The organism is Mesorhizobium sp. M0633, from assembly GCF_040320645.1.
In the GTDB taxonomy this organism is placed as follows: domain Bacteria; phylum Pseudomonadota; class Alphaproteobacteria; order Rhizobiales; family Rhizobiaceae; genus Mesorhizobium.
The window spans coordinates 235101-261022 of record NZ_JAMYQC010000004.1 but is presented as its reverse complement, the minus strand read 5'-3'; the positions used below and the strand labels follow the sequence as shown (position 1 = coordinate 261022).

Sequence of the window (25922 nt, the reverse complement as noted above, 5' to 3'; positions counted from 1 at the left end):
TTGCCATGATCTTTTCCAAAAACCGGAATCCACTTTTTGGGATCATGGTCAGGCACCCATCATGAATGCCTGCTCGCCGACGAGCTTGCGGCGTAGCCAGGCGGAAAACTGGTCGACGAGGAAGACCGTCGTGAACAGCAGCAGCACCAATGCCAGCGTCTTGGCGCCGAAGCCGCGCGAGATGGAGAGCTTCAGTTCCTCGCCGATGCCGCCACCGCCGACCGCGCCGATAATGGTCGAGATACGCACATTGATCTCGATCCTGAGCAGCGTGTAGGACATGAAATTGGGCAGCACTTGCGGCAGGCCGGCAAAGCGCACGCGCTCGAACCAGTTGGCGCCGACCGCGCGCAGGCCTTCTTCGGCGCGCATGTCGATGTTTTCGTTGATCTCGTAGAAGAGCTTGCCGAGGGCGCCGATGGAATGCAGGCCGATGGCGATGATGGCTGCGACCGGGCCGGTCGAGAGGATGGCTGCGAACAGGCCGGCAATGACGATCTCGGGGAAGGCGCGAAGCAGTTCCATGAAGCGCTTGACAACGAGCCTGAGCACCGGACTGGGCGTCAAGTTGCGCGCGGCGATGAAGGAAAAGGGCACCGCAAAGACAAAGCCGATGAAAGTGGAAACCAGCGCCACGTTAAGCGTGGTGAGCATCAGCTCGAAATATTCGGGTAGATAAAAGCCGCCCCAGAGATAGACGCGGCCAAGCGGGAAGTTGAACTCTGGGCTGCCCTTGTCGTGCGGCGATGCGATGTCGAACAGCGCCCGCCAGACGTCGTTCCAGTCCTTGGGAACAAGCCAACTAAGGAAATCCAGTATGTGCGGCAGCCGATCGAAGAAATGTCCGGCATTGGCCTCGTCGGCGAACCACATGGCTGTGCACATGGCGACAAGCAGTGAGCCGATGCCGAGCGCCGTGTAGAACCGGCGCAAGGACGTCTGGCGTCGCCAGGCGTCTGCTGCCTGCCGGACCGCGTCTGAACGAATTGTAGCGGCGAAGGTCATACGGGGTCGCGAGCGGACACGCAAAAAGGGCGGCGCTGGAGGACGCCGCCCTTTCCGCAATTGTCGTCAGCCGCCGATCGCGGCTTTGCGGGCTTCGACGATGACGCTGTAGAAGTCCGGCTTCACCGGAACATAGCCGGTGAAATCGCCGCCTTCGATGGCCTCGAAGCAAGGCTTGTCCTTGGCCGGCAGGCTGGTGAAGAAGTTGGCGAGCTTGGCGCTCATACCGCCGCCGAGCGCGGTGCGCACGACCAGCGGGCCGTTCGGGATCAAGCCGGAGCGCCAGACTTCGACGAAATCGTTGGGGTCCACGGCGCCCTTGGCGACTTCCTTGTGGAAGGTGCCGGAGGTGTAGCCGTTCTTGAAGTCGCCGATGCCCGAGGAATCGTCAACCGCAACATCGACCTTGCCGTCGCGAACCGCGAGAAGGTTGTTCTCGTGGCCGCCATTGAACTGGGTCGAGGCGAAGAAGGTTTCGTTCGAAGCGCCGGTGTCCTTCGGGATCTGGGTCAGCGGGATCAGGTAGCCGGAGGTCGAATCCGGGTCGGCATAGCCGAGCTTCTTGCTCTTGGCCGACTTGATGTCGGTGATGCCGGACGACTTCAGCGCAAGGCCGATCGAATAATAGCCGGTCGCGCCGTCGGTCTGCTGGGTGGTGAGGATCGGGGTCACGGCGTTCGGATCCTTGAGGTAGACGCTGGCATAGCCCGACGCGCCAAGCTCTGCGAAATCGAGCGTGCCGCCGAGCAGGCCCTGGATAACGCCGTCATAGTCGGCGGCCGGGAACAGCGAGACCTTCTCGAAGCCGAATTCGGACTTCAGGTGATCGGCGAGGCACTGAAAGTTGCGCAGCCGGTCCGCTTCGTTTTCACCGCCAAGGATGCCGATGCGGAATTCCTTGATATCCTGGGCGTGAGCGGCGCTTGCCGCGATGGCGAGCAATGAAACGGCGCCAAAAACCATCTTCCTGAACATTATCTCTCTCCTGTTGGTCCCGGCCTCGCGCCGGTAGCGTTCGAATTTTTTGACAGGTGCCTTTGACGCGGGCGGGCGATCAGGCCGTTCTCAATATCCCGGGAATGCGGGCTCGAGCGGTCCGGCGGATGCAGCGATTTTCTGTTTGATGGCGACACTGGTGGAGGTGATGGCCTCGGAGATTTCGCCGCCATTGATGTCGGCGCCGTAGACCATGCGCACGGCCTCGCGGTTGAGGGCTTCGGGCGGGCCGTCGAAGACGACCTTGCCGGCGGCCATGCCGATGATGCGGTTGCAGTAGGTGCGGGCCGTATCCAGCGTATGCAGATTTGTGATGACGGTGATGCCCTCGCGCAAATTGATGTCCTGCAGCGAATCCATCACCACCTTGGCGTTGAGCGGATCGAGCGAGGCAATCGGCTCATCCGCCAGCAACACCTTCGGCTGCTGCATCATGGCGCGCGCAATCGCAACGCGCTGCTGCTGGCCGCCGGAAAGGGTGCCGGCCGGCTGCAGGGCGGTGCGGGCGATGTCGAGGCGCTCGAGGGCTGCAACCGCCTCGGCGCATTCACCGCGGGAGAACATGCCAAATAGGTTGGACAGCGTCGAGCGGTGGTTGAGCCGGCCGAGCAGCACATTGGTCAGCACATCGAGGCGCGGCACGAGATTGAACTGCTGGAAGATCATGGCGCAGTCGCGCTGCCATCGCCGGAGCGGCGAGCCGCGCAACCCGGAGACCTCGACGCCGTTGAACAGGATGGATCCCTGGCTGGGATCGATGAGGCGGTTAATCATGCGCAGCAACGTCGATTTGCCGGCGCCGGAGCGGCCAATGATGCCGACCATCTGGCCTTGCGGAATCGCGATGTGAACATTGCTGACGGCGGTGTTCTTGCCGAACCGGCGGGTGACGCCGCGGATTTCGAGCGTAGCTGACATGGTGCAGGCTCCAGTCCAATCGCAATTGAAGGTCTGTTTACCCTGGCTAGCGCAGCCGCATGAACCTGCGGTGTCGGAACGATGTCAGTTTTGTTACTGCCCACAGCCTGGAGCGGGGCGGGATCAACTCGGCGCGAGAAGCTCGAATGGTGAATGGTGATAAGAACGGCTTCCCTGAGCCTCGAAACCTGTCCGCTGCCCCCATTCACATTCACCATTCACCATTTCACGACCCTCAGCCGCCATATTTCTCCAGAAACGCCTCCGCCGACAATTCCCGAAAATCGTCGAGCGCGGCGCGCAGCCTTGCGTGGTCCCAGTCCCACCAGGCGAGCGCCTGGTAGCGCTCCGCGGTGCGGCGGTCGAAGCGTTCGCGGATCGGCTTGGCCGGTACGCCGGCGACGATGGTGTAGGGCGCGACGTCCTTCGACACCACCGCACCGGCACCGACCGCCGCGCCATCGCCGACGGTGACGCCGGGCAGGATGGTCGAGCCGTGGCCGAGCCAGGTGTCGTGGCCGACGGTGACGCGCTTGGCGCGGCGCTGGGCGAAGAATTCGCTCTCGTGTTCGGCGTCGTCCCAATAATCCGACGCGCGATAGGTGAAATGGTGCAGCGTCGGCCGCCAGGTCGGGTGGTTGGTGGCGTTGATGCGCACATTGGCGGCGATGTTGGCAAATTTGCCGATCGTCGCGCACCAGACGCCGCAGTCCTGCATCATGTAGGAATAGTCGCCCAACATGCTTTCCGAAACCCGGCAGCGGTCGGCGATCTCGGTCCAGCGGCCGAGCGTCGAGTTCTCGACTTCCGCGGTCTCGTGGACGAGCGGCGCTTCCGACAGTTTCCTTGTCATGCGGCGATTTTCCCGGCGGCAAAAGCGGTCACGTCGATGACGCGGTCGGCGACCGCCTCGCGCACGTCGTGGTCGTGGAAGATGCCGAGCAAGGCGACGCCTGCCGCCTTCTTGGCCGCGATCAGCGCAATCACGACATCGCGGTTCCTGGCGTCGAGCGAAGCGGTCGGCTCGTCGAGCAGCAGGATAGGGTGTTCGGTGATGAAGCCGCGCGCAATGTTGACGCGCTGCTGCTCGCCGCCGGAAAAGGTGGCCGGCGGCAACGCCCAGAGTTTTTCCGGCAGATTCAGCTGCGCCAGCGAGGCGCCGGCCTTGCCGCGCGCGGCTTCGCGCTCCTCGCCGCGTTCGACCAGCGGTTCGGCGACGACATCGAGGGCGGAGACGCGCGGCACGGTGCGCAGGAACTGGCTGACATAGCCGATGGTAAGCCGGCGCACGGCAAGCACGGTGCGCGGGTTGGCCGTTGCGAGATCGATCAGCCCGGCCTCGTGCTGGACGATGATCTGGCCTTCGTCGGCGGCATAATTGCCGTAGAGCATCTTCAGGATCGAGCTCTTGCCGGCGCCGGACGGGCCGCCGAGGACGGCGCATTCGCCGGCCCTGATCGAGAACGAGACGCCGGCGACAACCGGCAATTTGATGCCGTCGCGCAGATGCATGGTGAAGCTCTTGGCGACATCGGAGACAACGAGCGGGGTCGGCATGATCACACCTGCAATATCGAAGAAACAAGGAGCTGGGTGTAGGGCGCGCGCGGATCGTCGAGCACGCGGTCGGTGAGGCCGCTTTCGACGACGCGGCCGTCCTTCATCACCATCATGCGCTGCGACAACAGCCGCGCCACCGCGAGGTCGTGGGTGACGACGATGGCAGCCAGGCCGAGATCGGTGACGAGGCCGCGCAACAGGTCGAGCAGGCGCGCCTGCACCGAAACATCGAGGCCGCCGGTCGGCTCGTCCATGAACACCAGCCGCGGCCCGGTGACGAGATTGCGGGCGATCTGCAGGCGCTGGCGCATGCCGCCGGAAAAGGCGCGTGGTTCGTCGTCGATGCGATCCTCGTCGATCTCGACCCGCGACAGCCAGTCGACGGCGGTAGCGCGGATCTTGCCGTAATGGCGGTCGCCGACCGCCATCAGCCGCTCGCCGACATTGGCGCCGGCCGACACGGTCATGCGCAGGCCGTCGGCCGGGTTCTGGTGAACGAACCCCCAGTCGGTGCGCATCAAAAAGCGGCGCTCGGCCTCGCTCATCCGGTAGAGCTCGCGGAACTGGCCGTCGCGCATGCGGTAGCTAGCGGTGCCGGAACTCGGCAGCAATCTGGTCGAGAGGCAATTGAGCAGCGTCGTCTTGCCGGAACCGGATTCGCCGACGACAGCCAGGACTTCGCCGGGCCACAAATCGAAGGTGACGTTCTCGCAGCCGACGCGTGAGACGTAGAATTTGGACAGTTCCGAGACGCGTAGCAGCGGTTCGTCGGTCATGGGCGGGATCCCGGCATGAATTCTGTGCTATCTGCTCCTGTCGTGATTTTGCCGGCGAGCAGGTCGAGAAATGCGTTGCCGATTTCGATCAGCCGACTGGTCTCGACTGGGTGTGACCAAATAATACTGCTAACCCCGAGAAGATTAATCGTGGTGGGTTCGAGCGGACCTACATGACTCTCCAGCTTAGACAGGAGTCGTCTTATCGCGCTGACCACTTTTTGCTTCGCTTTCTGATCGCGTGCCACGGAGTCCAAATCTGCCACAACAACACCTGGAGCATGGCTCTCGGATTGCAAAAGCCAACCGTTCCGGGCGACCATTTCTGGAGCTGACTGATCGAGATCGGATTGGACATGCAATGCGAGCAAACGTAGCCAAAGACACAACAGGCTGTCGTTCATCCAGAAGCCCTTTTCATCAACTTCAACGAAAGAGCTACCCATTGGAATGGTCCCGGATGGCCTGAACGTCCTCGCCGGCGGTATGAGGCGCAAGGCGGCCGCGATGGCCGTCTGTGCGCCGCTTCTCGCAATAATCGGTATCGGAGCAGACGAACATGTGGCCGCCGTGGTCGTCGAGGATGACCTCGTCAAGATAGACGTTCTCGGCCGCGCACAGCGCGCAGGGCTGGTCGAAGGTCTGCACCTCGAAGGGGTGGTCCTCGAAGTCGAGACTGACGACTTCGGTAAAAGGCGGCAGCGCATAGATGCGCTTTTCGCGGCCGGCGCCAAACAGCTGCAAAGCCGGCGAACGATGCATCTTGGGATTGTCGAATTTCGGCGTCGGCGACGGGTCCATGACATAGCGGCCTTCGACCTTGACCGGATAGGCGTAGGTGGTGGCGATGCGGCCGTGCCTGGCGATGTCCTCGTAGAGCTTCACATGCATGAGGCCGTATTCCTCCAGCGCATGCATCTTGCGCGTTTCGGTCTCGCGCGGCTCGAGGAAGCGCAGCGGCTCGGGGATCGGCACCTGATAGACAAGCACCTGACCGGCGCTGAGCGGATGTTCGGGGATGCGGTGGCGGGTCTGGATGATGGTCGCCTTGGCCGTCTCGGTGGTGACGGCGACATTGGCGACCTTCTTGAAGAAGGCGCGGATCGAGACGGCATTGGTGGTGTCGTCGGCGCCCTGGTCGATGACCTTCAGCACGTCGTCCGGTCCGATGATCGACGCGGTGACCTGGACACCGCCGGTGCCCCAGCCATAGGGCATCGGCATTTCGCGCGAGGCGAACGGCACCTGATAGCCGGGAATGGCAATGCCCTTGAGGATGGCGCGGCGGATCATCCGCTTGGTCTGCTCGTCGAGATAGGCGAAGTTGTAGGTGGCGATGTCGGTGGGTTGTGCGGTCATTCCGCTGCCTGCCTTTTTTCTTCGGGCTTGCCGGCGTTTTCGCGGGCGTCGTGCTCGGCGCGCATGCGGCGCACCAGGTCGAGTTCGGCCTGGAAATCGACATAGTGCGGCAGCTTCAGATGCTCGACGAAGCCGGTCGCCTGGACGTTGTCGGAATGCGAGATGACGAACTCCTCGTCCTGGGCGGCGGCGACGACATCCTCGCCGAGTTCGGTTGCACGAAGAGCGCGGTCGCACAGCGCCATGGCCATCGCCTTGCGCTCGCTCTGGCCGAAGACGAGGCCGTAGCCACGGGTGAATTGCGGCGGCGCCTTGGCCGAGCCCTTGAACTGGTTGACCATCTGGCACTCGGTGACGCGCACGGAGCCGAGCGGCACGGCGAAGGGGAGTTCCGGCACGTCGAGCTCCAGCTCGACCTCGCCGATGCGAACCTCGCCGACGAAGGGATGGTTGCGGGCATAGCCGCGCTGGGTGGAATAGCCGAGCGCCAGCAAAAAGCCCTCGTCGCCGCGTGACAGCGCCTGCAGGCGGATGTCGCGCGCCATCGGAAATTCCAGCGGCTCGCGGGTGATGTCGCCGGGGACATGATCCCCAGGCATGTCGCCGTCGGGCTCGATCAGGCCCTCACGGGCGAGGATCGCCGAGACGCGCGGCATGGCTTCCGGCTCGCCTGTACGCTGCTCCGGCTCGGCGACTTCGCCGCCGGCGGCAAGCTCGGGATCGAGCAGCCGGTGGGTGTAGTCGAAGGTCGGGCCGAGCAACTGGCCGCCGGGCAGGTCCTTGTAGGTCGCCGACACACGCCGCTCGACCAGCATCGTGCCGGTGTCGATCGCCCTGGTGTAGCCGAAACGCGGCAGCGTGGTGCGATAGGCGCGAACCAGGAAGATCGCCTCGATCATGTCGCCGCGCGCCTGGACGATCGCCAATGCCGCCAGTTCCCTGTCGTAGAGCGAACCTTCGCTCATCACCCGGTCGACGCCGAGCGCCAGCTGCTCGACGATCTGGTCTAGACGAAGTGCGGGCACCGAACGGTCGCCGCGCCGGCGGTCGGCGAGCAGTTTGTGAGCATTGCGAATGGCCGTCTCGCCACCCTTTACCGCAACATACATGCTACGCCTCCATCATCTTGATGCGCGTCGTGCGCGGCAGGCAGGCAATTGCGTCGAACGTGGCGAGGATGATATCGACGCCACGCGGAAAACGCTGGTTGTTCTGCTTCCATTGCTCGACGAAATGGCGCGGCATTTGCGCCGGCGCGATCGTCGCCGTCTTCTCGATGCCCGGGCCTTCGAGCAGCAGCGCAGCGCCGGAGACGAGATCGCCGACCTCGAGGATCAGCGTCGTGGAGCGATCGGGATAATCCTGGGTGCCTTGCGAAAACCCGTCGAACGCCATCATCTCGGCCGGCGTGGCGATCAGCGCGAAATGCGCGTCGGCCGGGGTGTTGGCCAGCGGCGCGCCGGTATGGAAGCCAAGCCAGGATTTCACCGCCGCCGACCCCTGCAAAGCCGGGTCGAGCCAGAGCGGCGTGTCGTTGTCGCACAGCGTCAGCGCAACGGCGCCGGCGGTGGCCGATAGCGGCACCGGGGGATGGGCGAGGGCCGGCAGCGGCTGCACGCTGCCTGGCCGCGCCATCGCGTCCATCACGGCACGGAATACGGTCTGGGCATTGAATACCGGATCGGCGAAGCCGCCTTCAATGGATTGAGTGGCGATATCCATCAGTCTTCTCCGCGCACCATGGTGAAGAAATCGACCTTGGTCGCCGCCGTCTCGGCGCGGCGCTGTTCACGCGCCTTGGCCAGTGCCGCCTGCAATGGCGCAACGATCCTGATCTCGACCTCATTGCGGTGGGCCGGGTCCTGCCACAGCGCATCGGCGATTGCCGCCAGCCTTGCCTTCTGCTTGTCGCGGCCGAGCGCGTAGCAGTGGCCGACATGGCCGGACGCAAGCCGCACCGTGGCACGGGTGACCGTCGCCTCGCCGACATTGAAAGGGGCACCACCGCCGCCGATGCGGCCGCGTACCGTAACCAGGCCGGTTTCGGGGCCACGCAGAAGTTCCGCTTCGCAAGGCAGGCCGGCTTCGTCCCAGAGGCGGACGATGTCGTCGCCGGCCGATTGCGCCAGCGTCGCCATCACGGCCTTGCGCTCGGCCTGCTCTCGCGCTTCCCGTCCTCGCATGGCCGGTGCTCCTCGTCTGCGTTCATTTGTCTATTGATATAGACAACTATACAAATTATATCCATTATCTAGCGCGTGTCCATGACGGGCACGTGACACGGGCCAAAAGACCGGCGCGAGGAATTGGGGCGGGAGATGATCGGACAAGCCAACAGCATCGAGCGGCGCAGCGGTGTCGCGCTGTGGCGGCAGATCGCCGACCAGATCCTGCATTCGATCGCCGCCGGCGATTTTCCCGAGAATGCCGCGCTGCCGCCGGAGATCGCGTTGGCCGGACGCTATGGCGTCAACCGCCACACGGTGCGTAGCGCTATCGCAGCGCTGGTGCAGGAGGGTGTGCTCAGGGCGGAGCAGGGGCGCGGCACCTTCGTGCTGTCGCGCAAGCGGCTGTCTTATCCGATCGGCGCCCGCACCCGCTTTTCCGAGGGATTGCAAGGACAGGCGTCCGAGCGGCATATCACCTTGCTCGCGTCATCGATCGAGCCGGCCAACCGCCGTGTCGCAGAGGGCTTAGGCCTTGCGACGGGGGCCGATGTGATACGCCTGGAAACGCGCGGCGAAGCCGATGGAATGCCGGTGTCCCGCGCGGCCGGATGGTTCGATGCCAGGCGCTTTGCCGGCATCGATGCCGCCATGGCGGAAACCGGTTCGATCACCGCATCGCTGGCACGTTTCGGCATCGACGACTATCTCAGGCAATCGACCGTGCTGTCGGCGCGCCATGCCGATGCCGCCGACCTTGCTGACCTCGACCTGCAGCCCGGCGCCATCGTGCTGGTGACGGTCGCCGTCAACGTCACGCCCGACGGTCAGCCGATACAGTTTTCGGACTCGCGCTTCCCGGCCGAGCGGATCGAGCTCAAACTGTCGGCGCTCTGAGATGCGGCAGCCCTGGCATCATCCGACTTGAATGACGGCCTTGATCAGGCCGGACTTCTCATGCGCCCAGCGGGCGAGGTCGTGCGGCGTCTCGCCAAGCGTGGTGCGGTGGGTGACCAGCTTTGTCAGCGGCAGCGCGCCGTTGCGGATCGAGGCGGCGACATGGTCGAAATCGGCACGCAGGGCGTTGCGGCTGCCGATCAGCATCATCTCGCGCTTGTGGAATTCGGGATCGGAAAAGGCGATGTCGTCCTTGACGACGCTAACCAGGACCAGCGCCCCGCCGTGCGCGACATGGGCGAAGGCCGACTGCACCGACCGGGTGTTGCCGGTGGCATCGAAAACCACGTCGAAGCCGTCGCCGCCGGTTGCTTCCCGCACCAGGTCGGCAGCAGCGCCCCGCGAGCCGTCGAGGGTCGCGAAGCCGAGTTCGCTTTCGGCGAAACCCAGCCTCTCCGCACTCATGTCGAGCAGCGTCACGTCGAGCCCGGCGATGCGGGCGAACAGCGCCGTGCCGAGCCCGATCGGGCCGGCACCAATGACCAGTGTGCGCGCACCTGGATCAGCGAGCGAGCGCCGCACGGCATGGGCGCCGATCGCCAGGAATTCGACGGCGGCGGCATCGGCCAGCGACAGGCCGTTTGCCGGATAAAGATTTTGCGCCGGCACCAGGATCTGCTCGCACATGGCGCCGTCGCGGTGGACGCCGAGCACCTCGATCCTGACGCAGCAATTCGGCTTGCCTTGCCGGCAGGCGATGCATTTGCCGCAGGCGAGATAGGGATTGACGATCACCGCTTCGCCGACGGCGAGATCGACGTCCTCACTAACCTCGATCACGGTGCCGGAAACCTCGTGGCCCATGATGCGGGGATAGGCGAGGAACGGGTGCTTGCCTTCGAAGATGTGATAGTCGGTGCCGCAGATGCCGACATGGCTGACGGCGACCAGCGCCCAGCCGGCGGGGGGCGCGCCAGGCGCCGGACGGTCTTCGAGGACAAGTTCGCCGGGCGAGCGGCAGACGACGGCTTTCATGCTTCAATCCAGTCGGTTCATGGCACCGCCGGCCCTGCTGTCGCGAGGCCGGCGGTTATTGGGAGGCAGTCTATTTGCCGCGGCGGCGCAGCCCGTCGAAATAGACGATGACGATGATCAGCACGCCGGTGATGATGCGCTGCCAGAAGGCGTTGACGTTGAGCAGATTGGCGCCGTTGTTGATGGTGGCAAGGATGAAGGCGCCGAGCAGCGGTCCGTGCACGGAGCCGACAGCGCCGAACAGCGAGGTGCCGCCGATCACCGAGGAGGCGATCGCCTGCAATTCCCAGCCCTCGGCCTGCGTCGGATTGCCGATGCCGATGCGCGAGGCAAGCAGCACGCCGACGAAGGCCGCACACAGGCCCGACAGCGTGTAGGCCATGTAGATGGTGCGCTGGACGTTGACGCCTGACAGGCGCGACGCCTCGGCGTTGGAGCCGACCGAGAACAGATAGCGGCCCCAGCGGCTGTGGTGCAGGAAGATGTAGGCTGGGATGCCGACCAGGATCACCATCCAGAACAGATTGGGGACGCCGGCGAAGGAACTGCGCGAGAACGTCTGGAAGGCGTCGTTGTTGATCGAGATCGAGTTGCCATTGGTCATCAACAGACCGATGCCGCGCAGCGAGGTCAGCGTTGCCAGGGTGATGATGAAGGGCGGCAGGCCCATCTTGACGATGCCGAACCCATGGAACATGCCGATGGCGACGCCGACCAGCAAGGTGATCAGGATGGCGAGGAAAACCGGTGTGCCGGCGTTGATCAGCATCGCGACGATGACGGTGGCGAAGCCGACCACGGCGCCGACGGAAAGGTCGATGCCGCCGGTGATGATGACGAAGGTCTGGCCGACCGCCAGGATGGCGATCATCGACCCTTGCCGTAACAGGTTGGAGATGTTGTTGGCGGAGGCGAAGCTCGGCGTCGCCACCGACAGGATGATCCATAAAAGAACCAGCAGCGCCAGCAGTGTCAGCCCGAACAGGGCGTTGTAGTTGCGTTTCGGCCTTTCGGCAGCGATCGCCTCGGTGCTCATATCTTCCCTCCCGGTCTTTCTTGTTTCTCGGCCAGCGCCTGGGTGAGGATCTCCTCGTGATCAGCGGTACGAAACCCATGCGTGGCCACCAGCTTGCCGCGCCGGAACACGTGCAGCGTGTCGGCGAGCTCATAGACCTCGGGCAGGTAGGACGAGATCAGGATGATGCCGGCTCCCTTGGACAACAGCGCGCCGAACAGGCGGTAGATCTCGGCCTTGGTGCCGACATCGACGCCGACAGTCGGCTCATCGAAGATGAATAGCTTGGCGCCGTGGGCGAGCCATTTGCCGATGACGATCTTCTGCTGGTTGCCGCCGGACAGGCTGGAGGCCAGCGCGCCGCGCGTCGGCGTCTTGATGCGCAGGTCGGCGATCTGGCGATCGGCTTGCGCCTTTTCCTGCGCGCGGGAGATCAGCAGATTGCTCGAGATGCGCTTGTAGATCGGCAGATTGAGGTTGAGTCCGACCGGCAGGTTGAGGCAGAGGCCCTGGTCGCGGCGGCTTTCCGGGGCCAGCGCCATGCCGAGCCTGATCGCGTCATGTTCGGAATTGACCTTGACCTCCTTGCCCTCCCACAGGATCTGGCCGGCCGATTTGCGGTGCCGGCCATAGAGCGTGGTGACGAACTCGCTGCGCCCGGCGCCGATCAGGCCATAGAGGCCGACGATCTCGCCGGCACGGACGGACATCGAGACATTTTCGAAACCCTTGCCGGACAGGTTCCTGGTTTCGACGATGGTCGCGCCGGGGGTGAAATGCTCCTTGTGGTAGACCTGCTCGATCGAGCGGTTGATCATCATCTTGACCAGCTCGGCGTCATTGGTCTCGGCAATGTTCCTGGTGCCGACCAGCGTGCCGTCGCGCAGCACCGAGACGCGGTCGGCGAGCTCGAACACTTCTTCCATGCGATGGCTGATGTAGATGATGGTGACGCCTTCGCCCTTCAGCCGGCGGATCAGCGTGAACAGCTGGTCGGCCTCCTTGCGGGTAAGATAGGCGGTCGGCTCGTCGAAGATCAGGAATTTGGTGCCGCGCACGGTGGCGCGGGCGGCGGCGATCAACTGCTGCTGGCCGATGGTCAGGTCACCCAGCATGACATGCGCCGGCAGGTCGAAGCCGAGATCGTCGATGATCTTCTGCGCCTGCCTGATCATCGCCCGCTGCTGCAGGATGCCGAAGCGGGAATCCTCTTCGCCGAGGAACATGTTGGCGGCGACGGTGAGATGGCGGCACAGGACGACTTCCTGATGCACGGCATTGATGCCGAGCGCCATCGCCTCATGCGGCGTTGCCAATGCGGCAGGCTTGCCCTCCCAGATGACGTCGCCGGAGGTGCGCGGCATGACGCCGGTAAGAAGCTTGATCAGGGTGGATTTGCCGGCGCCGTTCTCGCCAACGATGGCGTGGATCTCGCCGGCCTTGAAGGCGAGATCGACCGGCTTCAGCGCATGGGTGCCGGGATAGCGCTTTTCCAGCCCGCGGAGTTCGAGGATGGTCCTGCCCGGTTCCAGCGTTGGGGCCGGATGGAGTTCCTGCGCCGTCGACATCATGACAATCCTCCCAGATTGGCCCCCAAAGATTGGCCTCGCGATTGGCACGAGTGGGATGTTTCCGGGGCGAAAGGCCCCGGAAACAGTTCACTTGCGGCTATGCTCAGTCGAGCTTCGGGTTGAGCAGCGCGTCGATCTTCGGATCCTTCATGTTGGCCTTGGTAACCAAATTGGCGCCGGTATCGACATTGGCCTCGACCTTCTCGCCCTTCGAGGCGGCGAGCGCCGTCTTGATGCCGTCATAGCCCATCCGGTACGGATCCTGAACGACGAGAGCCGAAATGACGCCGTCATTGAGGAACTTGATCAGCTTCTCGTCGCTGTCGAAACCGACCAGCCCGACCTTGCCGGCAAGACTGTTCTCGGCGATCGCCTGACCGACGCCCTGCGCCATGATCAGGTTGGAGGCGAAGATGCCCTTGAGGTTGGGGTTGGCGGTGATCAGGTCGGTGGCGATGTTGAGGCCGGTGGTGGCCTGGCCGTCGGCGTATTTGTCGGCGACCAGCTTGAGGCCGGGATATTTGGCGGCGAGCTGTTCCTTGAAACCCTGGGCGCGCTGTTCGAGCGAGCCGGCACCCGGAAGCGCGGTGATCAGGGCGACGTCGCCCTCGACCTTGCCGCCATTGGCTTCGCCGATGGCTGCGGCAAGGCCGTCAGCGGCGACGCGGCCGCCCTGGATGTTGTCGGTGGTCAGGAACGAGGTGAAGGCCTTGGAGTCGGCGCCGGAGTCGATGCCGATGATCTTGACCTTGGTGGCGGCCTCGTCGATCGGCTTGCCGAGCGCCTTGGCTTCGGTCGGCGCAATGACGACGGCCGCCGGGTTGCCGGCGACGGCATTTTCGAGGATCGAGATCTGGCCGTTGACGTCGGTCTCGGCCTGGGCGCCGAGCTCCGGCACGTTGACGCCGAGATCCTTGCCGGCCTTGCGGGCGCCGGCCAGAACGATCTGCCAGTAGAAGGACGTGGTGTCCTTGACGATGATCGGAATGGTCGCGTCGGCCGCGGATGCCGGCGCCGAATGCATCACGCCGGCAAGCATCGAGGCGGCTGCGAGTGCCACGAAGGCGCGGCGATTGAGAATGCTGGTCACGAATTTCATTAGGAGTCCTCCCTAAGTCGCCCGGTGAATGTTACGGAAGCTCCATTCGGATGGCGCGGCCCAAACGGAACTTTATCAATAAAAAACATTTACCGCATTTTGATAGTGCATCACCTCGGTCGGCGCAAGCGATGTTTGATGGCCGCTCGAATGGCTGGGCGGGAAAGCTTGCTCCCTCGGAACTCCGCTGCCAATCTCCTCCAATACGTCGCATGGAATATTAATTCCATCATCCAGTCAATATGGAATGTTCATTCTTTTTCGGGAGCGTTGGAACTGTGACGCCTGGCGATCACGTCCGGTGTTCGCGACTATTGCGCATGTCCGGCTTAGAGCGTCGCTCCGAGATGCCAAGGCACGAACTCGTTGTCGCCGTAGCCGAACTCTTCGCTCTTGGTCTTGCGGCCCGAAGCCGTCTCGACGATCAGTTCGAAGATCTCGCGGCCCATGCCGGCGATGGTCTTTTCGCCCGAGGCGATGACGCCGCAATTCACGTCCATGTCCTCTTCCATCGTGTGATACATGGTCGAGTTGCTGGCGACCTTAATCGACGGCGTCGGCCGGCAGCCGAAGCAGGAGCCGCGGCCTGTGGTGAAGACGATGACGTTGGCGCCGCCCGCCACCTGGCCGGTGGCCGAGACCGGGTCGTAGCCGGGCGTGTCCATGAACACCAGCCCGTGCCCGATGACCTTTTCGGCATAGCCGAAGACGCCGTTGAGCGGCGTCTGGCCGCCCTTGGCGACCGCGCCGAGCGACTTTTCCAGGATGGTGGTCAGGCCGCCACGCTTATTGCCCGGCGATGGGTTGTTGTCGATGGAAGCGCCATGCTTGGCGACATGGTCTTCCCACCATTTCACGTAGCCGTCGAGCTTGGCGGCGATCTCGGGGGTGGCGGCGCGATAGGCAAGCAGGTGCTCGGCGCCGTAGATCTCCGTCGTCTCGGAGAGGATGCCGACACCGCCGACGCCGGCCAAAATGTCGACCGCGGCACCCAGCGCCGGATTGGCGGTGATGCCGGACATGCCGTCGGAGCCGCCGCATTGCAGGCCGACGACGATCTCGCTGACCGGGATCGGCTCACGCTGAAGCTTGCCGACCTCCTCGGCGATCTCGGCCAGCACGACCAGCGCCTTCTCGACCGATTTGCGCGAGCCGCCGGCTTCCTGGATGTTGAAATGGCGTTTTCCCGCGGCAACGCCCTTCTGGCCGTAGAGGGTGAGCTGGTTGACCTCGCAGCCGAGCCCGACCATCAGCACACCACCAAAATTCGGATGACGGGCGTAGCCGGCCAGCGTGCGGTGTAGCACCATCATGCCGTCGCCGGTGGCGCTCATGCCGCAGCCCTGGCCGTGGACGATCGGGACGAAGCCGTCGATGCCGGGATATTGCGGCAGAAGCGTGCGGTTCGCCGCGTCAGCGATGGCGTGGCAGACGGTGGCCGAGCAATTGACGCTGGCGAGAATGCCGATGAAGTTGCGCGTGCCGGCGCGGCCGTCGGCGCGGCGGTAGCCCATGAAGGTGCGGGCGCGGTCGGCCTCGGTCGCATGCACTGCCTCGCTCGGCGGCACCACCGGCAAACGCCCGCTTTCGAAGACCAGATTGTGCGAATGGACATGCTCGCCGGGCGCGATGTCTTGCGTGGCGCGGCCGATCGCCTGGGCGTATTTGACCACGGCTTCGCCGGCCGCAATCGGCTTGATCGCCACTTTGTGGCCCGGCTCGATCACTGCGGCGGCGACGGCGCCGCCCGGCAGCACGGTGCCGATCTCGATGCGGCCATTGGCGACCGCGACATTGTCGGCGGGAGACAGAAGAATGCTGTTTGCGGCGTTCACGGGAGCTTCCTGGGTGTGTTCCTGGGTGCGCGAGCGGATTGACACGCGGCTCTTAACATATAATGTCTTTTATCGTGAAAAAACATTTTTGCGTCAATTGTTTTTTCGCCAGAGCGCGACGTGTCTTTTGGATGCGAGAAGCAGGCTCTACAACCAAAACTAGCGTTGCGCATGATGTTTTCCGAAAAGGTACCGGTTTCATGCGCGAGAAACGCTTCACACTGGCCGCAAACGCCGATGCGCCACGGGGCAGGGGATGTCGAAGAGCAACAACGTTTACAAGGACGCCTATAATCGCGGTCTGAGGCTGCTCGACGAAACCAGGAGCCTGCCTTCGGAGCCGGAGCTGGGTACGCTGCTCGGCGTCAGCCGCACGACGGTCCGCACTATCCTTGCGCGCATGGAAGAAACCGGGCTGATCGACTGGAACAAGCGCAGCAAGACGGTCCTGCGCGAACCGCGACCGGACGATTTCTTCCCCGAGGAAGAAACCGACACGCTGGCCGAGATCATCGAGCGCTCCTTCATGCGGCGGCTGCTTGCCAGCGGTGCCGAAGCAGGCATGCAGATCAACGAGCTCGAACTGGCGCGCGAGATCGGCGTCGGCACCACCAGCGTGCGCGAATTCCTGATCCGCTTCTCGCGCTTCGGGCTGATCGAGAAGCGCCGCAACAGCCACTGGGTGCTGAAAGGCTTTACCCGCGCCTTCGCGCTGGAGCTGACCGAAATCCGCGAGATGTTCGAACTGCGCTCGGCCGCAGCCTTTGCCGCTCTGCCCGAGGACAGCCCGGTGTGGGCCGACCTCGACCGCCTGGAAGACGAGCATCACCGGCTGGAGCGCGAGATCGCCGTGCGCTTCAACGAATTCTCCGAGCTTGACGAGCGCTTTCACCGGCTGATCCATCGGGCGTCGCACAACCGCTTCATCGTCGATTTCTACGACGTCATCGCCATGATCTTCCACTACCACTACCAGTGGAACAAGGCGCAGGAGCGCGAGCGCAACGAAGTCGCGGTCCAGGAGCATCTCGCCTATATCGCCGCGCTCAAATCGCGCGATCTCGCCAAGGTCGACGCCGCCTGCCGCAAGCACCTGAAATCGGCCCGCCACACGCTGCTGACGTCCATTCCCGAGGGCAGGCAGCCGCAACGCGCGTGATTGTGTTGCGTTGCCGCAGCAACGTTTTGGCGATTTTCCGGCCGCCGGCTCCGTGCTAGAGAGCTGACGTTGCTGCGTGAAGAGGCTGGTTCTTGACCATACGCCGGAGACGATGGAGCATGCCGGTCGCGTTCGCCGCGGCGTGGCTTTTCATGCTCCAGTCGATGTTCGGCGCGTTTGCGTCCGGCGTCGAGCCGAAAGCCTCGCAATTCGATGCTTTCGGCAACACGATCTGCACCCATGACGGTGCGGCGCAACTCCCCGCCGGCGATCCGCATCAGCAGCACATGCCGGCTTGCTGCATGCTTGGCTGCAATCTCGTTTCGGCGGTCTATGCGCCGCTGGATGCAGCCGGGAGCCTGGCTCGCAGCCTTTCCATCGAAACCATCGCCTTTTTCCTGCCGGCCTTCCGGCATCGCGATTTCGCCCGCGCCCGCACTCCGTCCAATCCGCGCGCACCACCGGCGACGGCCTGATCCGTTCTGGTTCGCGCCGCGCAACGCTTTGCCGGCGCGTTTATCGACATCGTTCGCGACCGGCCATCGGCGCGATCCCCCTTAAAGTCCACGGAGCAATCATGTCTCACTCTTTTCGCGCTGCCGCATCCAGCCGCAGGCGCTTCTCACTGGGTAGTTTCGAGCAGCGTCTCGGCGTCGCCCTTTGCGTTCTTGCCCTCCTGTTCGCCAGCGCCCAGACGGTGTTGGCACACGAGTTCAAGCTTGGCGATCTCGAGATCGGGCACCCCTGGTCGCGCGCCACACCAGCCGGCGCCAAGGTGGCCGGCGGCTACTTCACCATCACCAACACCGGCAGTGCGCCGGATCGCCTGCTGTCGATCACCTCCGACATTTCGGCCAAGGCCGAACTGCACGAGATGGGCGTCAGCAATGGCGTGATGACGATGCGGCCGGTCACCGGCGGCCTCGAAATCCCGGCTGGCGGCAAGGTCGCATTGGCGCCCAACGGCTATCATTTGATGTTCATGGATTTGAAGCGGCAGCCCATGGAGGGCGAAATGTTCTCCGCCACGCTGACCTTCGAGAAAGCCGGGCCCGTGCAGATTGAATTCGCCGTGCAAGGCATCGGCAGCGCGGCGCCCCAGGACGAAGACTGACTTGGCCGCTTCGAGAGGTACCGTCATGAAGAAATCTCTTTTGCCCGGCTGCGTGCTTCTTGTCCTCGGGACCAGCGCGGCCTTTGCCCACATCACGCTCGAAACGCCGGAGGCGGCGGTGGGCTCGACCTACAAGGCGGTTCTTCGGGTGCCGCATGGCTGCGAGGGCAAGGCGACGACCGCGCTGCGCGTGCAGATCCCGGAAGGGGTGCTCTCGGTCAAACCGATGCCGAAGCCGGGTTGGACACTGCAGGTCAAGAACGGCAAATACGAAAAGTCCTACCAGCTCTACGGCCAGGCAGTGACCAGCGGCGTCAAGGAGATCGACTGGAGCGCCGGCAGCCTGCCGGACGAGTTCTACGACGAATTCGTCTTTCGCGCGACGCTGGCGGCGGATCTGCCGGCAGGCCAGACGCTGCATTTCCCGGTGGTGCAGGAATGTGACGGGGTTGCCGATCGCTGGATCGAGATTCCGGCGGCCGGGCAGGCTGAGGACGCGCTGGAATTTCCGGCGCCCGGCCTCAAGCTGCTGCCGAAGAAGTGATCCTTACGCGGCGCGCTCTATCCGAAAGAGCGCGCCGCTGTCTTTGTGGCGGTGACATGAGCGCGGCATCCATCCTGCGAACGGCCTGCACAACCGGTCGGCTTGCCATCGGCCTGCTGGCTGCGATTGTGCTGCTTGCCACCATTGCCGCGCCAAACGCAGCCTTCGCCCATGCGGCGCTGATCAAGGCCGAGCCGGCTGACGGTGCGGTGCTGGCGCAGAGCCCGTCGCAGATGTCGCTGACCTTCAGCGAGCCGGTTTCGCCGCTGGTGCTGACGCTGGTGCGGCCCGACGGGACGTCGATCCCGCTGAGCTCTTTCCGGCTCAGCGGCCAGACCGTCGAGATCGACAATCCGCAGGCGCTGACGTCGGGCACGCATGTGCTGAGCTGGCGGGTAATCTCCGCCGACGGGCATCCGGTCGGCGGCTCGGTGCTGTTCTCGGTCGGTGCGCCGAGTGCTGCGCCGGCCGCCTCCGAAGCTGTCGACCGGGAGCCTCGAACGGCGATCTGGATCGGCAAGGTTTTTCTATACATCGGCCTGTTTTTCGGCGTCGGCGGTGCCTTTGCGCAGGCCTGGCTGGCGCAAGGCGGTCGATCCGGCCAGAACCTTGTCGTCGCCGCGATCCTGTGCGGGCTGGCCGCCGCACTCTTGTCGCTCGGTTTCCAGGGGCTGGATGCACTCGGCGCGCCGCTTGCCCGGCTGGCGCAGCCGGTCATCTGGCAGACCGGGCTTGGCACCAGCTTCGGCTGGACGGTGCTGATCGCGCTGATGGCGCTCGGCCTGAGCCTATTATCGCTGGTCGTGCCGCCCGCCGACGCAAAGCCGCTAGCCTTGGCCGGACTGGTTGGCGTTGGCGCAGCACTTGCCGCCAGCGGGCATGCCAGTGCCGCCGAGCCGCAATGGCTGACCCGGCCGATGGTGTTTCTGCACGCCACTGGTATCGCGATTTGGTCCGGGGCGCTGGCGCCGCTCGGTCTTGCCTTGAAACGGCAGCCGGACAAAGCCGGGCCGTTGCTGCGCCGGTTTTCACGAGCGATCCTGTTCGTCGTGGCCGTGCTTGCGGCAGCCGGCATCGTGCTCGCCGTCATCCAGGTGCAAACGCCGTCGGCGCTGGTCCATACCGCCTACGGCCGGCTGCTGCTGCTCAAGCTGGTGCTGCTCGTCTTTCTGTTCACGCTCGCCGCCGTCAATCGCTTCAAGCTTACGGCCCCGGCTGAGGCGGGCGAAACGGAAGTCCAGCGGCGGCTGGCCCGCTCGATCTTTATCGAGCTGCTGATCGTGCTGGCGATCTTCGGCGTTGCCGCCGGCTGGCGCTTCACGCCGCCGCCGCGCGCGCTGGCGATCGCCGCGGCACAGCCGGCATCGGTGCATATCCACACGCTGCAAGCGATGGCCGATCTCAGCATTGCGCCCGGGCACACCGGACCTGTTGCCGCTTCGATCTTCATCATGACCGGCGATTTCGGCCCGCTCGACGCCAAGCAGGTAACGCTGGTCCTGTCAAAGCCCGATTCCGGCATCGAGCCCATCAAACGCCCGGCGACGAATCCCGGCGACGGCACCTGGCGCGTCGACGATCTCGTCATTCCGGTCGCCGGCCGGTGGACGGCGCGGCTCGATATCCTGGTCTCGGATTTCGAGATGGTGAAGATAGAGGCGCCGATCGACATCAGGCCGTGACGAGAGCGCTGGTCCGCGCAAGACAATTCGGCGAGGCGGTTGACGCGGCCGCGAACCCCCGTCAATCATCGCCATCAAGAATGGGCGTCCAACCCAATCGCGGGCTCAAACCAACAAGATCCGAAAGCAGGGAAGAAACGATGGAAAAAGCCGAAATAGGCCTGATCGGCCTTGGCACGATGGGCTCCAACCTGGCGCTCAATATCGCCGAGAAGGGGCACCGCATTGCCGTCTTCAATCGCACCGCGGCGCGCACCGATGCCTTTGTCGAAAATGCCGGCGCGCTTCGGGATAGGGTGGTGCCCTGCTACAGCCTCGAAGAACTGGCCGCCGCGATCCGGCCGCCGCGGCCGATCATCATCATGGTGCTGGCCGGCAAGCCAGTCGACGAGCAGATCGCGGCATTGCGCGGCGTGCTGTCGGTCAACGACATCGTCATCGACGCCGGCAATGCCAATTTCCGCGATACGATGCGGCGCTTCTCCGAGCTTACCGATTCGGGCCTGACCTTCATCGGCATGGGCGTGTCCGGCGGCGAGGAGGGCGCACGCCACGGTCCCTCTATCATGGTCGGCGGCACCGAAGAGTCCTGGAAGCGCGTCGAAAAGGTGCTGACCGCGATCTCGGCCAAGTTCAAGGGCGAGCCTTGCGCGGCGTGGCTTGGCACCGACGGCGCCGGCCATTTCGTCAAGACCATCCACAACGGCATCGAATATGCCGACATGCAGATGATCGCCGAGATCTACGGCATATTGCGCGACGGGCTCGGCATGGGGCCGAAAGAGATCGCCGAGGTGTTTTCCCAGTGGAACACGGGTCGGCTCAATTCGTACCTGATCGAGATCACCGCCAGGGTGCTGGCCGCCGACGATCCCAAGACCGGCAAACCGGTGGTCGACATCATCCTCGACCGCGCCGGCCAGAAAGGCACCGGCAAATGGTCGGTGATCGAGGCGCAGCAGCTAGGCATCCCGGCCACCGCGATCGAGGCGGCTGTGGCGGCACGCGTACTGTCGTCGATCAAGGACGAGCGGCTTGCCGCCGAAAAGGTCTATGCCGGCGGCGTGAGCAAGATTTCCGGAGACAGGGACGCCCTGCTCGCCGATCTCGAACTGGCTCTGTTTGCCGGCAAGATCGCCGCCTACGCGCAAGGCTTCGCGGTGATGAGCGGCGCGTCGAAGGAATTCAACTGGAACCTGCCGATGCCGGTCATCGCCAAGATCTGGCGGGCCGGCTGCATCATCCGCTCGCAATTGCTGGATACGATGGCAGAGGCCTTCGGCGGCGGCGGCGCAGCCACCAACCTGTTGATGGCGCCGGCTTTCGTCTCATTGATGCAGGAGGCACATCCGTCGCTTCGCCGTGTCGTGGCAAGGGCGGCCGAAGCCGGCTCGCCGGTGCCGGCTCTGTCATCCGCACTTGCCTATTTCGACAGTTACCGGCAGGGCCGCGGCACCTCGAACCTGATCCAGGCGCAGCGCGATTTCTTCGGCGCGCACGGCTTCGAGCGCATCGATGGGCAGGGCGCTTTCCATGGCCCGTGGGGAAGCGGGGCGGCGGGTTAGCGCCTATGTCGGCCGTTGAGATCTGTTTTGCCGCTTCCTGAAAGCAGACATCGCCGCCTATCACGTTGGATTTCGCGGTTGCGCCAGCAGAGAATACACACTCCAACGCGGGCACTGGCCGCCGATTTTCAGCTAGCTGGTTGCTTCAGGGCTCAAAGTTTGAGCAAATGCGCTCGGGAGCAAAGCGCAGACTGTTGGCGCTCGTGTTCCTCATGGTGGGGATCACATTTGTCAGAACACGTATTCCGAGAGCCGGCGGACCGTCGAGTCATAACCGAATTTTGGGAATCGACTCTCGCGGAAACCGTCCGGACCTCTGAGCGACTAACGGACAGCCCGACTAGGTCGCAAGACGTCGCTGGGTGGCTCGGTCTCTATTCGGAGGCTGCGCCGACGTCGTCGAACCAGGGAACGGCTAAGCTACCCTTTCAGCGATGGTTCCATTTCAAAGAAGCCTTCTCGCCAAAGTTCGTTGCCGACACGCTTGGTTCGCTGCCCTACAAGGTCAAGAACTGCCTCGATCCCTTCGGAGGGAGCGGTACCACGGCGATGACGTGCCGAATGCTCGGCATCTCCTCGACCTCTGTTGAGGTCAATCCATTCCTAGCTGATCTTATCGAAGCCAAACTGAGCCCCGTTGCACCGGCGGCGTTTTGTGCGGCCTATGAACGCCTGATCACTGGGCTAGAGATCAATGCAGCAGACGCGCTTCCCGTCGCCGGCATGCCTCCGACTTTAGTGGCGCCCGGATTCAAGGATCGGTACGTCTTCCCGACGGACGTCTACTCCACCGCGCGGGCAATCCTAAGGGCCTGCGGGTCAATGGAGCCTGACCAAGCCCGCCTGCTCAGGGTCCTCTTGGGTTCGGTTCTGGTGCCGAACAGCAATGTCGTGATCAACGGCAAAGGACGACGATATCGCCGCGCTTGGCAGTCGAAGGAAAAATCGCGCTCCGATCTCATCTCAAGCCTCGATGCCGCCGTCGATATCGCCTCCGCCGACCTGACGATGTTTGCCGGTCTGCTCCGGGGCAAGCACAAGGTGCTTCGTGGCGACGCGCGGGTAACCCTCGCCGACGTGGACGAAGCGGACGTCGCTATCTTCTCGCCGCCCTATCCTAACTCGTTCGATTACACCGACGTGTACAATCTCGAACTGTGGATGCTGGGCTATCTGAACTCCGCGCCGGACAACCGCGCCCTACGCCACCGGACCCTGAGATCGCATGTGCAGATGAAGTGGCAGACGACGTCGCGCTACGCCTCATCGGCCATGCTCGACGTGACGCTGGAAGCGCTGCGTTCCGCCAGGGGCGATCTTTGGAATCCCAACATCCCTGAGATGGTCGGCTTTTATTTCGACGATCTATGCCGGGTGTTCAAACAACTCGCTCGCATACTTAAACGAGGTCGCCACGTGGTTGTAGCTATCGGGGACAGTCAATACGCTGGCGTGCATATCGACGTGGCGTCGATTCTCATTGAGAGTTTGGTCGGTCTGGGCTTCCACCTGGCCGAACGCGGTGCCATCAGATCCATGCGGAACAGCTCCCAGCATGGGGGTGCTTTTGAACTATCCGAGCATTGCCTCGTGTTTGAGCGCGTCTAGAGCTCCCTGAACCACTGGAGGCCACCTGGTTGCCCGACGCTGTCCCCGCCAAGAAGGTGTCCTTTCCGCGCATCACCCGTATCGCGCTGGAAAACTTCGACCTCTACTCCAACGAGCCCAACCCTGATGTCACGGTTGAACGGAACGTCTTCTGCCTGATCGGCGCGAACGGCCTCGGGAAGTCCACCTTCCTCAACACGGTGAACTTCACCATCACAGGCGCCATTCCCGATCCAAACCGCAAGTTTCAATCGGCGCAGGAATATTCTCGCAATGCGTCGCGCCGGGAACGGAGCGACGACTATTTCAACGGTCGCCTCAGCGAAGGTGCACGACGGATCGCCGCCGCGACGGTAGAGCTGGCATGGCCGTCCACCGTTGTGTCTGTGACCCGGGATCTGCTTGGCGGAGCAGGAGTCACGCGCCTGACGTTGCGCGATATTGCGACGGGCGAAGCCACAGCGATGACGCTCGCGGACAATCCGGACGGCGACCTGAACGCCCGATTTGAGCGCGAAATCCTCAAGCAAACCCGCCTTGAGGATTTTGCCCAGTTCGTCTTTCTCGTCCATTTCATCGCGACCTTTGACGAGGGGCGGCATCTGTTGATGTGGGACGATGGAGCGTTGACCAACGCGCTATATCTCGCCTTCGGCGCCGATCCGGTGGCGGCGAAGGCAGCAGACAAGCTTCAGCGCGACATGGACCGGGAGAGCTCCCGCGGTCGAAACGTCCGGTTCTCGGCCCGGCACGTCGCCGACCGCATCAAAATGCTGACCGATGTGGTCAAAGATGCCGGGTCAGACGACCACATCCCACAAGCTCAGCTCCAGGCACAGCACGACGGGCTGATCGCAAAGCGCAACGAGGCCGAGGAGCGCGTCCGGCGCAAGCAGGCGGAGTTGCGGGACGCTGACTTGAAGTGGACCGACCTGAGCGCGGCCTTGACCGAGTCGCAGCTTGAGTACCGCCGCGTTTTTTCCAGCCGCCTTCAAAAATCATCATCTGTTGACCATCACCCGGTCATCCGCGCCTCGCTGTCGGAAGATCGCTGCGCCATTTGTGGTACGGCCCACGTTGGCGCCGTGATCCAGGCTGCGTTGACCGCTGGGGAATGCCCGCTCTGTGAGAGCCCCATCGATCGATCCATCAAAGATGACGGCGCTGTCGCAGAGTTGCAGCGCCTCGATCGTGCAATTGCGACAATCCGGGACAAGCTCGCCGAGATCCTAGCGACGCGGGAACGCGTCAGCGCCGAGTTGATCGCCGCGCAAGCCGCCGAAGATGCGTCCGACTCGGCGCTCAGAGCGTTCGAGGAGAAAGAAGCCCAAGGCCTTGCTCGCGCCGGCGTCGGGTCCGACTTCTCGGCGATCAACGAACAGGTGAAGAAGCTCGAAGTCGAGCGGCTGCAGTTTCTGACCCAAAGCGAAGAGCACTACCGTAAGCGGGACGAATTCCGCGAGAAGCTTAGGGTCTACGAAAAGCAGCTCAAGGCGCAGTATGAGGTCGGCTCGCAAGATTTCGTCCCTCGATTTAGGGAACTTGCCGAAGCCTTCATCGGCCTTCCTATCGACGTCGAACTTGAGCACCGCCAAGGTGCCAATGACTCGGGATTTGGGCTGCGACTGCGGATGGACGATCAGTTGCGCGCCTTGCCTGACAAGGTTTCTGAGAGCCAGCGCTTCTTTATCGACATCGCGCTCCGAATGGCTCTGTCCGAATTCATGGCCACCGGGCCTGCGACCCTGCTAATCGATACCCCAGAAGGCTCATTGGATATCGCCTATGAGGCCCAGGCCGGAGCGATGTTCTCGAAGTTCGTGGCGGAGGGGAACGCGGTGCTCATGACCGCCAACCTCCGGAGCTCGGAACTGATTTTGCGTCTTGCCCACCTGCAAAAGAAGCAGGGCATGCAAGTCGTGCGGATGACCGATTGGACAGATTTAAGTGAGGTCCAGCAACGCGAGGAGAAGCTGTTCCGAGAGGCGTACGACACCATCGACGCGGCGCTGAACTGAG

25 protein-coding genes are annotated in these 25922 nt (G+C 63.6%); 9 read left to right on the top strand and 16 right to left on the bottom strand.

Annotated features, from left to right (window positions below):
• Nucleotides 1–48: 48 nt before the first annotated feature.
• From phnE to phnG, 11 genes are all read right to left on the bottom strand, one after another.
• Nucleotides 49–1005: a phosphonate ABC transporter, permease protein PhnE gene (gene phnE, locus NKI47_RS06350; protein WP_352588464.1), complete on the bottom strand. Its 957-nt coding sequence runs from the start codon at nucleotides 1003–1005 to the stop codon at nucleotides 49–51.
• A gap of 66 nt (nucleotides 1006–1071) precedes the next feature.
• Nucleotides 1072–1980 carry a phosphonate ABC transporter substrate-binding protein gene (phnD, locus tag NKI47_RS06345; RefSeq protein WP_352588461.1) on the bottom strand — a complete coding sequence of 303 codons (909 nt, stop codon included), beginning with the start codon at nucleotides 1978–1980 and terminating at the stop codon, nucleotides 1072–1074.
• Nucleotides 1981–2070: 90 nt separating this feature from the next.
• Nucleotides 2071–2919 carry a phosphonate ABC transporter ATP-binding protein gene (gene phnC, locus NKI47_RS06340; RefSeq protein WP_352588458.1) on the bottom strand — a complete coding sequence of 283 codons (849 nt, stop codon included), beginning with the start codon at nucleotides 2917–2919 and terminating at the stop codon, nucleotides 2071–2073.
• Between the two features lie 235 nt (nucleotides 2920–3154).
• Nucleotides 3155–3772, bottom strand: a complete 618-nt coding sequence (locus tag NKI47_RS06335; RefSeq protein WP_352588455.1) for a DapH/DapD/GlmU-related protein — start codon at nucleotides 3770–3772, stop codon at nucleotides 3155–3157.
• Nucleotides 3769–4476: a phosphonate C-P lyase system protein PhnL gene (gene phnL, locus NKI47_RS06330; RefSeq protein WP_352588452.1), complete on the bottom strand. Its 708-nt coding sequence runs from the start codon at nucleotides 4474–4476 to the stop codon at nucleotides 3769–3771. The genes NKI47_RS06335 and phnL overlap by 4 nt, the downstream gene beginning before the upstream one ends.
• 2 nt (nucleotides 4477–4478) lie before the next feature.
• The gene (gene phnK, locus NKI47_RS06325) at nucleotides 4479–5255 is read right to left on the bottom strand and encodes a phosphonate C-P lyase system protein PhnK (RefSeq protein ID WP_352588449.1); all 777 of its coding nucleotides are present in this window, start codon (nucleotides 5253–5255) and stop codon (nucleotides 4479–4481) included.
• Nucleotides 5252–5701 carry a hypothetical protein gene (locus tag NKI47_RS06320; RefSeq protein WP_352588446.1) on the bottom strand — a complete coding sequence of 150 codons (450 nt, stop codon included), beginning with the start codon at nucleotides 5699–5701 and terminating at the stop codon, nucleotides 5252–5254. The genes phnK and NKI47_RS06320 overlap by 4 nt, the downstream gene beginning before the upstream one ends.
• Nucleotides 5694–6614 (bottom strand): alpha-D-ribose 1-methylphosphonate 5-phosphate C-P-lyase PhnJ, encoded by a 921-nt coding sequence (locus NKI47_RS06315; RefSeq protein ID WP_352588443.1) that lies wholly within the window; start codon nucleotides 6612–6614, stop codon nucleotides 5694–5696. The genes NKI47_RS06320 and NKI47_RS06315 overlap by 8 nt, the downstream gene beginning before the upstream one ends.
• Nucleotides 6611–7723: a carbon-phosphorus lyase complex subunit gene (locus NKI47_RS06310; RefSeq protein WP_352588440.1), complete on the bottom strand. Its 1113-nt coding sequence runs from the start codon at nucleotides 7721–7723 to the stop codon at nucleotides 6611–6613. Before NKI47_RS06310 ends, NKI47_RS06315 begins: the two co-directional genes overlap by 4 nt.
• A 1-nt stretch (nucleotide 7724) precedes the next feature.
• The gene (gene phnH, locus NKI47_RS06305) at nucleotides 7725–8336 is read right to left on the bottom strand and encodes a phosphonate C-P lyase system protein PhnH (protein ID WP_352588438.1); all 612 of its coding nucleotides are present in this window, start codon (nucleotides 8334–8336) and stop codon (nucleotides 7725–7727) included.
• A complete protein-coding gene (gene phnG / locus NKI47_RS06300) occupies nucleotides 8336–8797 on the bottom strand; it encodes a phosphonate C-P lyase system protein PhnG (protein ID WP_023675204.1) in 462 nt (153 codons plus the stop codon). The genes phnH and phnG overlap by 1 nt, the downstream gene beginning before the upstream one ends.
• A gap of 135 nt (nucleotides 8798–8932) precedes the next feature.
• Between phnG and phnF the strand changes: the two genes are divergently transcribed.
• Nucleotides 8933–9676: a phosphonate metabolism transcriptional regulator PhnF gene (gene phnF, locus NKI47_RS06295; RefSeq protein ID WP_352588436.1), complete on the top strand. Its 744-nt coding sequence runs from the start codon at nucleotides 8933–8935 to the stop codon at nucleotides 9674–9676.
• 18 nt (nucleotides 9677–9694) lie between these two features.
• Here the strand turns inward: phnF and NKI47_RS06290 are convergent, their stop codons facing one another.
• The 5 genes from NKI47_RS06290 to NKI47_RS06270 form a co-directional block, all read right to left on the bottom strand.
• A complete protein-coding gene (locus tag NKI47_RS06290) occupies nucleotides 9695–10711 on the bottom strand; it encodes a zinc-binding alcohol dehydrogenase family protein (RefSeq protein WP_023675206.1) in 1017 nt (338 codons plus the stop codon).
• 70 nt (nucleotides 10712–10781) lie between these two features.
• The gene (locus NKI47_RS06285; protein ID WP_352448376.1) at nucleotides 10782–11747 is read right to left on the bottom strand and encodes an ABC transporter permease; all 966 of its coding nucleotides are present in this window, start codon (nucleotides 11745–11747) and stop codon (nucleotides 10782–10784) included.
• The gene (locus tag NKI47_RS06280; protein ID WP_023675207.1) at nucleotides 11744–13297 is read right to left on the bottom strand and encodes a sugar ABC transporter ATP-binding protein; all 1554 of its coding nucleotides are present in this window, start codon (nucleotides 13295–13297) and stop codon (nucleotides 11744–11746) included. Before NKI47_RS06280 ends, NKI47_RS06285 begins: the two co-directional genes overlap by 4 nt.
• Before the next feature lie 103 nt (nucleotides 13298–13400).
• Complete coding sequence (locus NKI47_RS06275; RefSeq protein ID WP_023675208.1) at nucleotides 13401–14396, bottom strand: ABC transporter substrate-binding protein; 996 nt, start codon at nucleotides 14394–14396, stop codon at nucleotides 13401–13403.
• 329 nt (nucleotides 14397–14725) lie between these two features.
• Entirely contained in the window at nucleotides 14726–16231 is a 1506-nt protein-coding gene (locus tag NKI47_RS06270) for a UxaA family hydrolase (RefSeq protein ID WP_023675209.1), read from the bottom strand.
• A 256-nt stretch (nucleotides 16232–16487) separates the two neighbouring features.
• On the opposite strand from NKI47_RS06270, the gene NKI47_RS06265 reads away from it, so the two are divergent.
• From NKI47_RS06265 to NKI47_RS06230, 8 genes are all read left to right on the top strand, one after another.
• Complete coding sequence (locus tag NKI47_RS06265) at nucleotides 16488–17390, top strand: GntR family transcriptional regulator (protein WP_352448373.1); 903 nt, start codon at nucleotides 16488–16490, stop codon at nucleotides 17388–17390.
• A gap of 119 nt (nucleotides 17391–17509) precedes the next feature.
• Entirely contained in the window at nucleotides 17510–17866 is a 357-nt protein-coding gene (locus NKI47_RS06260) for a DUF2946 family protein (RefSeq protein ID WP_352588434.1), read from the top strand.
• A 101-nt stretch (nucleotides 17867–17967) separates the two neighbouring features.
• Entirely contained in the window at nucleotides 17968–18504 is a 537-nt protein-coding gene (locus NKI47_RS06255) for a copper chaperone PCu(A)C (protein WP_352588431.1), read from the top strand.
• 25 nt (nucleotides 18505–18529) lie between these two features.
• Nucleotides 18530–19048 carry a YcnI family copper-binding membrane protein gene (locus tag NKI47_RS06250; RefSeq protein ID WP_352588428.1) on the top strand — a complete coding sequence of 173 codons (519 nt, stop codon included), beginning with the start codon at nucleotides 18530–18532 and terminating at the stop codon, nucleotides 19046–19048.
• 56 nt (nucleotides 19049–19104) lie between these two features.
• Nucleotides 19105–20730, top strand: a complete 1626-nt coding sequence (locus NKI47_RS06245) for a copper resistance CopC/CopD family protein (protein ID WP_352588425.1) — start codon at nucleotides 19105–19107, stop codon at nucleotides 20728–20730.
• Nucleotides 20731–20870: 140 nt separating this feature from the next.
• Nucleotides 20871–22295: an NADP-dependent phosphogluconate dehydrogenase gene (gene gnd / locus NKI47_RS06240; protein WP_352588421.1), complete on the top strand. Its 1425-nt coding sequence runs from the start codon at nucleotides 20871–20873 to the stop codon at nucleotides 22293–22295.
• Nucleotides 22296–22856: 561 nt separating this feature from the next.
• The gene (locus NKI47_RS06235; RefSeq protein ID WP_352588418.1) at nucleotides 22857–23903 is read left to right on the top strand and encodes a hypothetical protein; all 1047 of its coding nucleotides are present in this window, start codon (nucleotides 22857–22859) and stop codon (nucleotides 23901–23903) included.
• A 29-nt stretch (nucleotides 23904–23932) separates the two neighbouring features.
• A complete protein-coding gene (locus NKI47_RS06230; RefSeq protein WP_352588415.1) occupies nucleotides 23933–25921 on the top strand; it encodes a hypothetical protein in 1989 nt (662 codons plus the stop codon).
• Nucleotide 25922: the final 1 nt, after the last annotated feature.

Bases quoted from the DNA above. Each gene is read 5' to 3' on its own strand.
- phnD (WP_352588461.1), bottom strand. From the start codon at position 1,980: ATGTTCAGGAAGATGGTTTTTGGCGCCGTTTCATTGCTCGCCATCGCG.
- NKI47_RS06285 (WP_352448376.1), bottom strand. From the start codon at position 11,747: ATGAGCACCGAGGCGATCGCTGCCGAAAGGCCGAAACGCAACTACAAC.
- NKI47_RS06290 (WP_023675206.1), bottom strand. From the start codon at position 10,711: ATGAAAGCCGTCGTCTGCCGCTCGCCCGGCGAACTTGTCCTCGAAGAC.
- NKI47_RS06235 (WP_352588418.1), top strand. From the start codon at position 22,857: ATGCTCGGCATCTCCTCGACCTCTGTTGAGGTCAATCCATTCCTAGCT.
- NKI47_RS06320 (WP_352588446.1), bottom strand. From the start codon at position 5,701: ATGGGTAGCTCTTTCGTTGAAGTTGATGAAAAGGGCTTCTGGATGAAC.
- phnL (WP_352588452.1), bottom strand. From the start codon at position 4,476: ATGCCGACCCCGCTCGTTGTCTCCGATGTCGCCAAGAGCTTCACCATG.
- phnF (WP_352588436.1), top strand. From the start codon at position 8,933: ATGATCGGACAAGCCAACAGCATCGAGCGGCGCAGCGGTGTCGCGCTG.
- NKI47_RS06310 (WP_352588440.1), bottom strand. From the start codon at position 7,723: ATGTATGTTGCGGTAAAGGGTGGCGAGACGGCCATTCGCAATGCTCAC.
- phnE (WP_352588464.1), bottom strand. From the start codon at position 1,005: ATGACCTTCGCCGCTACAATTCGTTCAGACGCGGTCCGGCAGGCAGCA.
- phnG (WP_023675204.1), bottom strand. From the start codon at position 8,797: ATGCGAGGACGGGAAGCGCGAGAGCAGGCCGAGCGCAAGGCCGTGATG.
- phnK (WP_352588449.1), bottom strand. From the start codon at position 5,255: ATGACCGACGAACCGCTGCTACGCGTCTCGGAACTGTCCAAATTCTAC.
- NKI47_RS06250 (WP_352588428.1), top strand. From the start codon at position 18,530: ATGAAGAAATCTCTTTTGCCCGGCTGCGTGCTTCTTGTCCTCGGGACC.
- NKI47_RS06265 (WP_352448373.1), top strand. From the start codon at position 16,488: ATGTCGAAGAGCAACAACGTTTACAAGGACGCCTATAATCGCGGTCTG.
- NKI47_RS06280 (WP_023675207.1), bottom strand. From the start codon at position 13,297: ATGATGTCGACGGCGCAGGAACTCCATCCGGCCCCAACGCTGGAACCG.
- phnH (WP_352588438.1), bottom strand. From the start codon at position 8,336: ATGGATATCGCCACTCAATCCATTGAAGGCGGCTTCGCCGATCCGGTA.
- NKI47_RS06275 (WP_023675208.1), bottom strand. From the start codon at position 14,396: ATGAAATTCGTGACCAGCATTCTCAATCGCCGCGCCTTCGTGGCACTC.
- NKI47_RS06260 (WP_352588434.1), top strand. From the start codon at position 17,510: ATGCCGGTCGCGTTCGCCGCGGCGTGGCTTTTCATGCTCCAGTCGATG.
- NKI47_RS06245 (WP_352588425.1), top strand. From the start codon at position 19,105: ATGAGCGCGGCATCCATCCTGCGAACGGCCTGCACAACCGGTCGGCTT.
- NKI47_RS06315 (WP_352588443.1), bottom strand. From the start codon at position 6,614: ATGACCGCACAACCCACCGACATCGCCACCTACAACTTCGCCTATCTC.
- gnd (WP_352588421.1), top strand. From the start codon at position 20,871: ATGGAAAAAGCCGAAATAGGCCTGATCGGCCTTGGCACGATGGGCTCC.
- NKI47_RS06255 (WP_352588431.1), top strand. From the start codon at position 17,968: ATGTCTCACTCTTTTCGCGCTGCCGCATCCAGCCGCAGGCGCTTCTCA.
- NKI47_RS06335 (WP_352588455.1), bottom strand. From the start codon at position 3,772: ATGACAAGGAAACTGTCGGAAGCGCCGCTCGTCCACGAGACCGCGGAA.
- phnC (WP_352588458.1), bottom strand. From the start codon at position 2,919: ATGTCAGCTACGCTCGAAATCCGCGGCGTCACCCGCCGGTTCGGCAAG.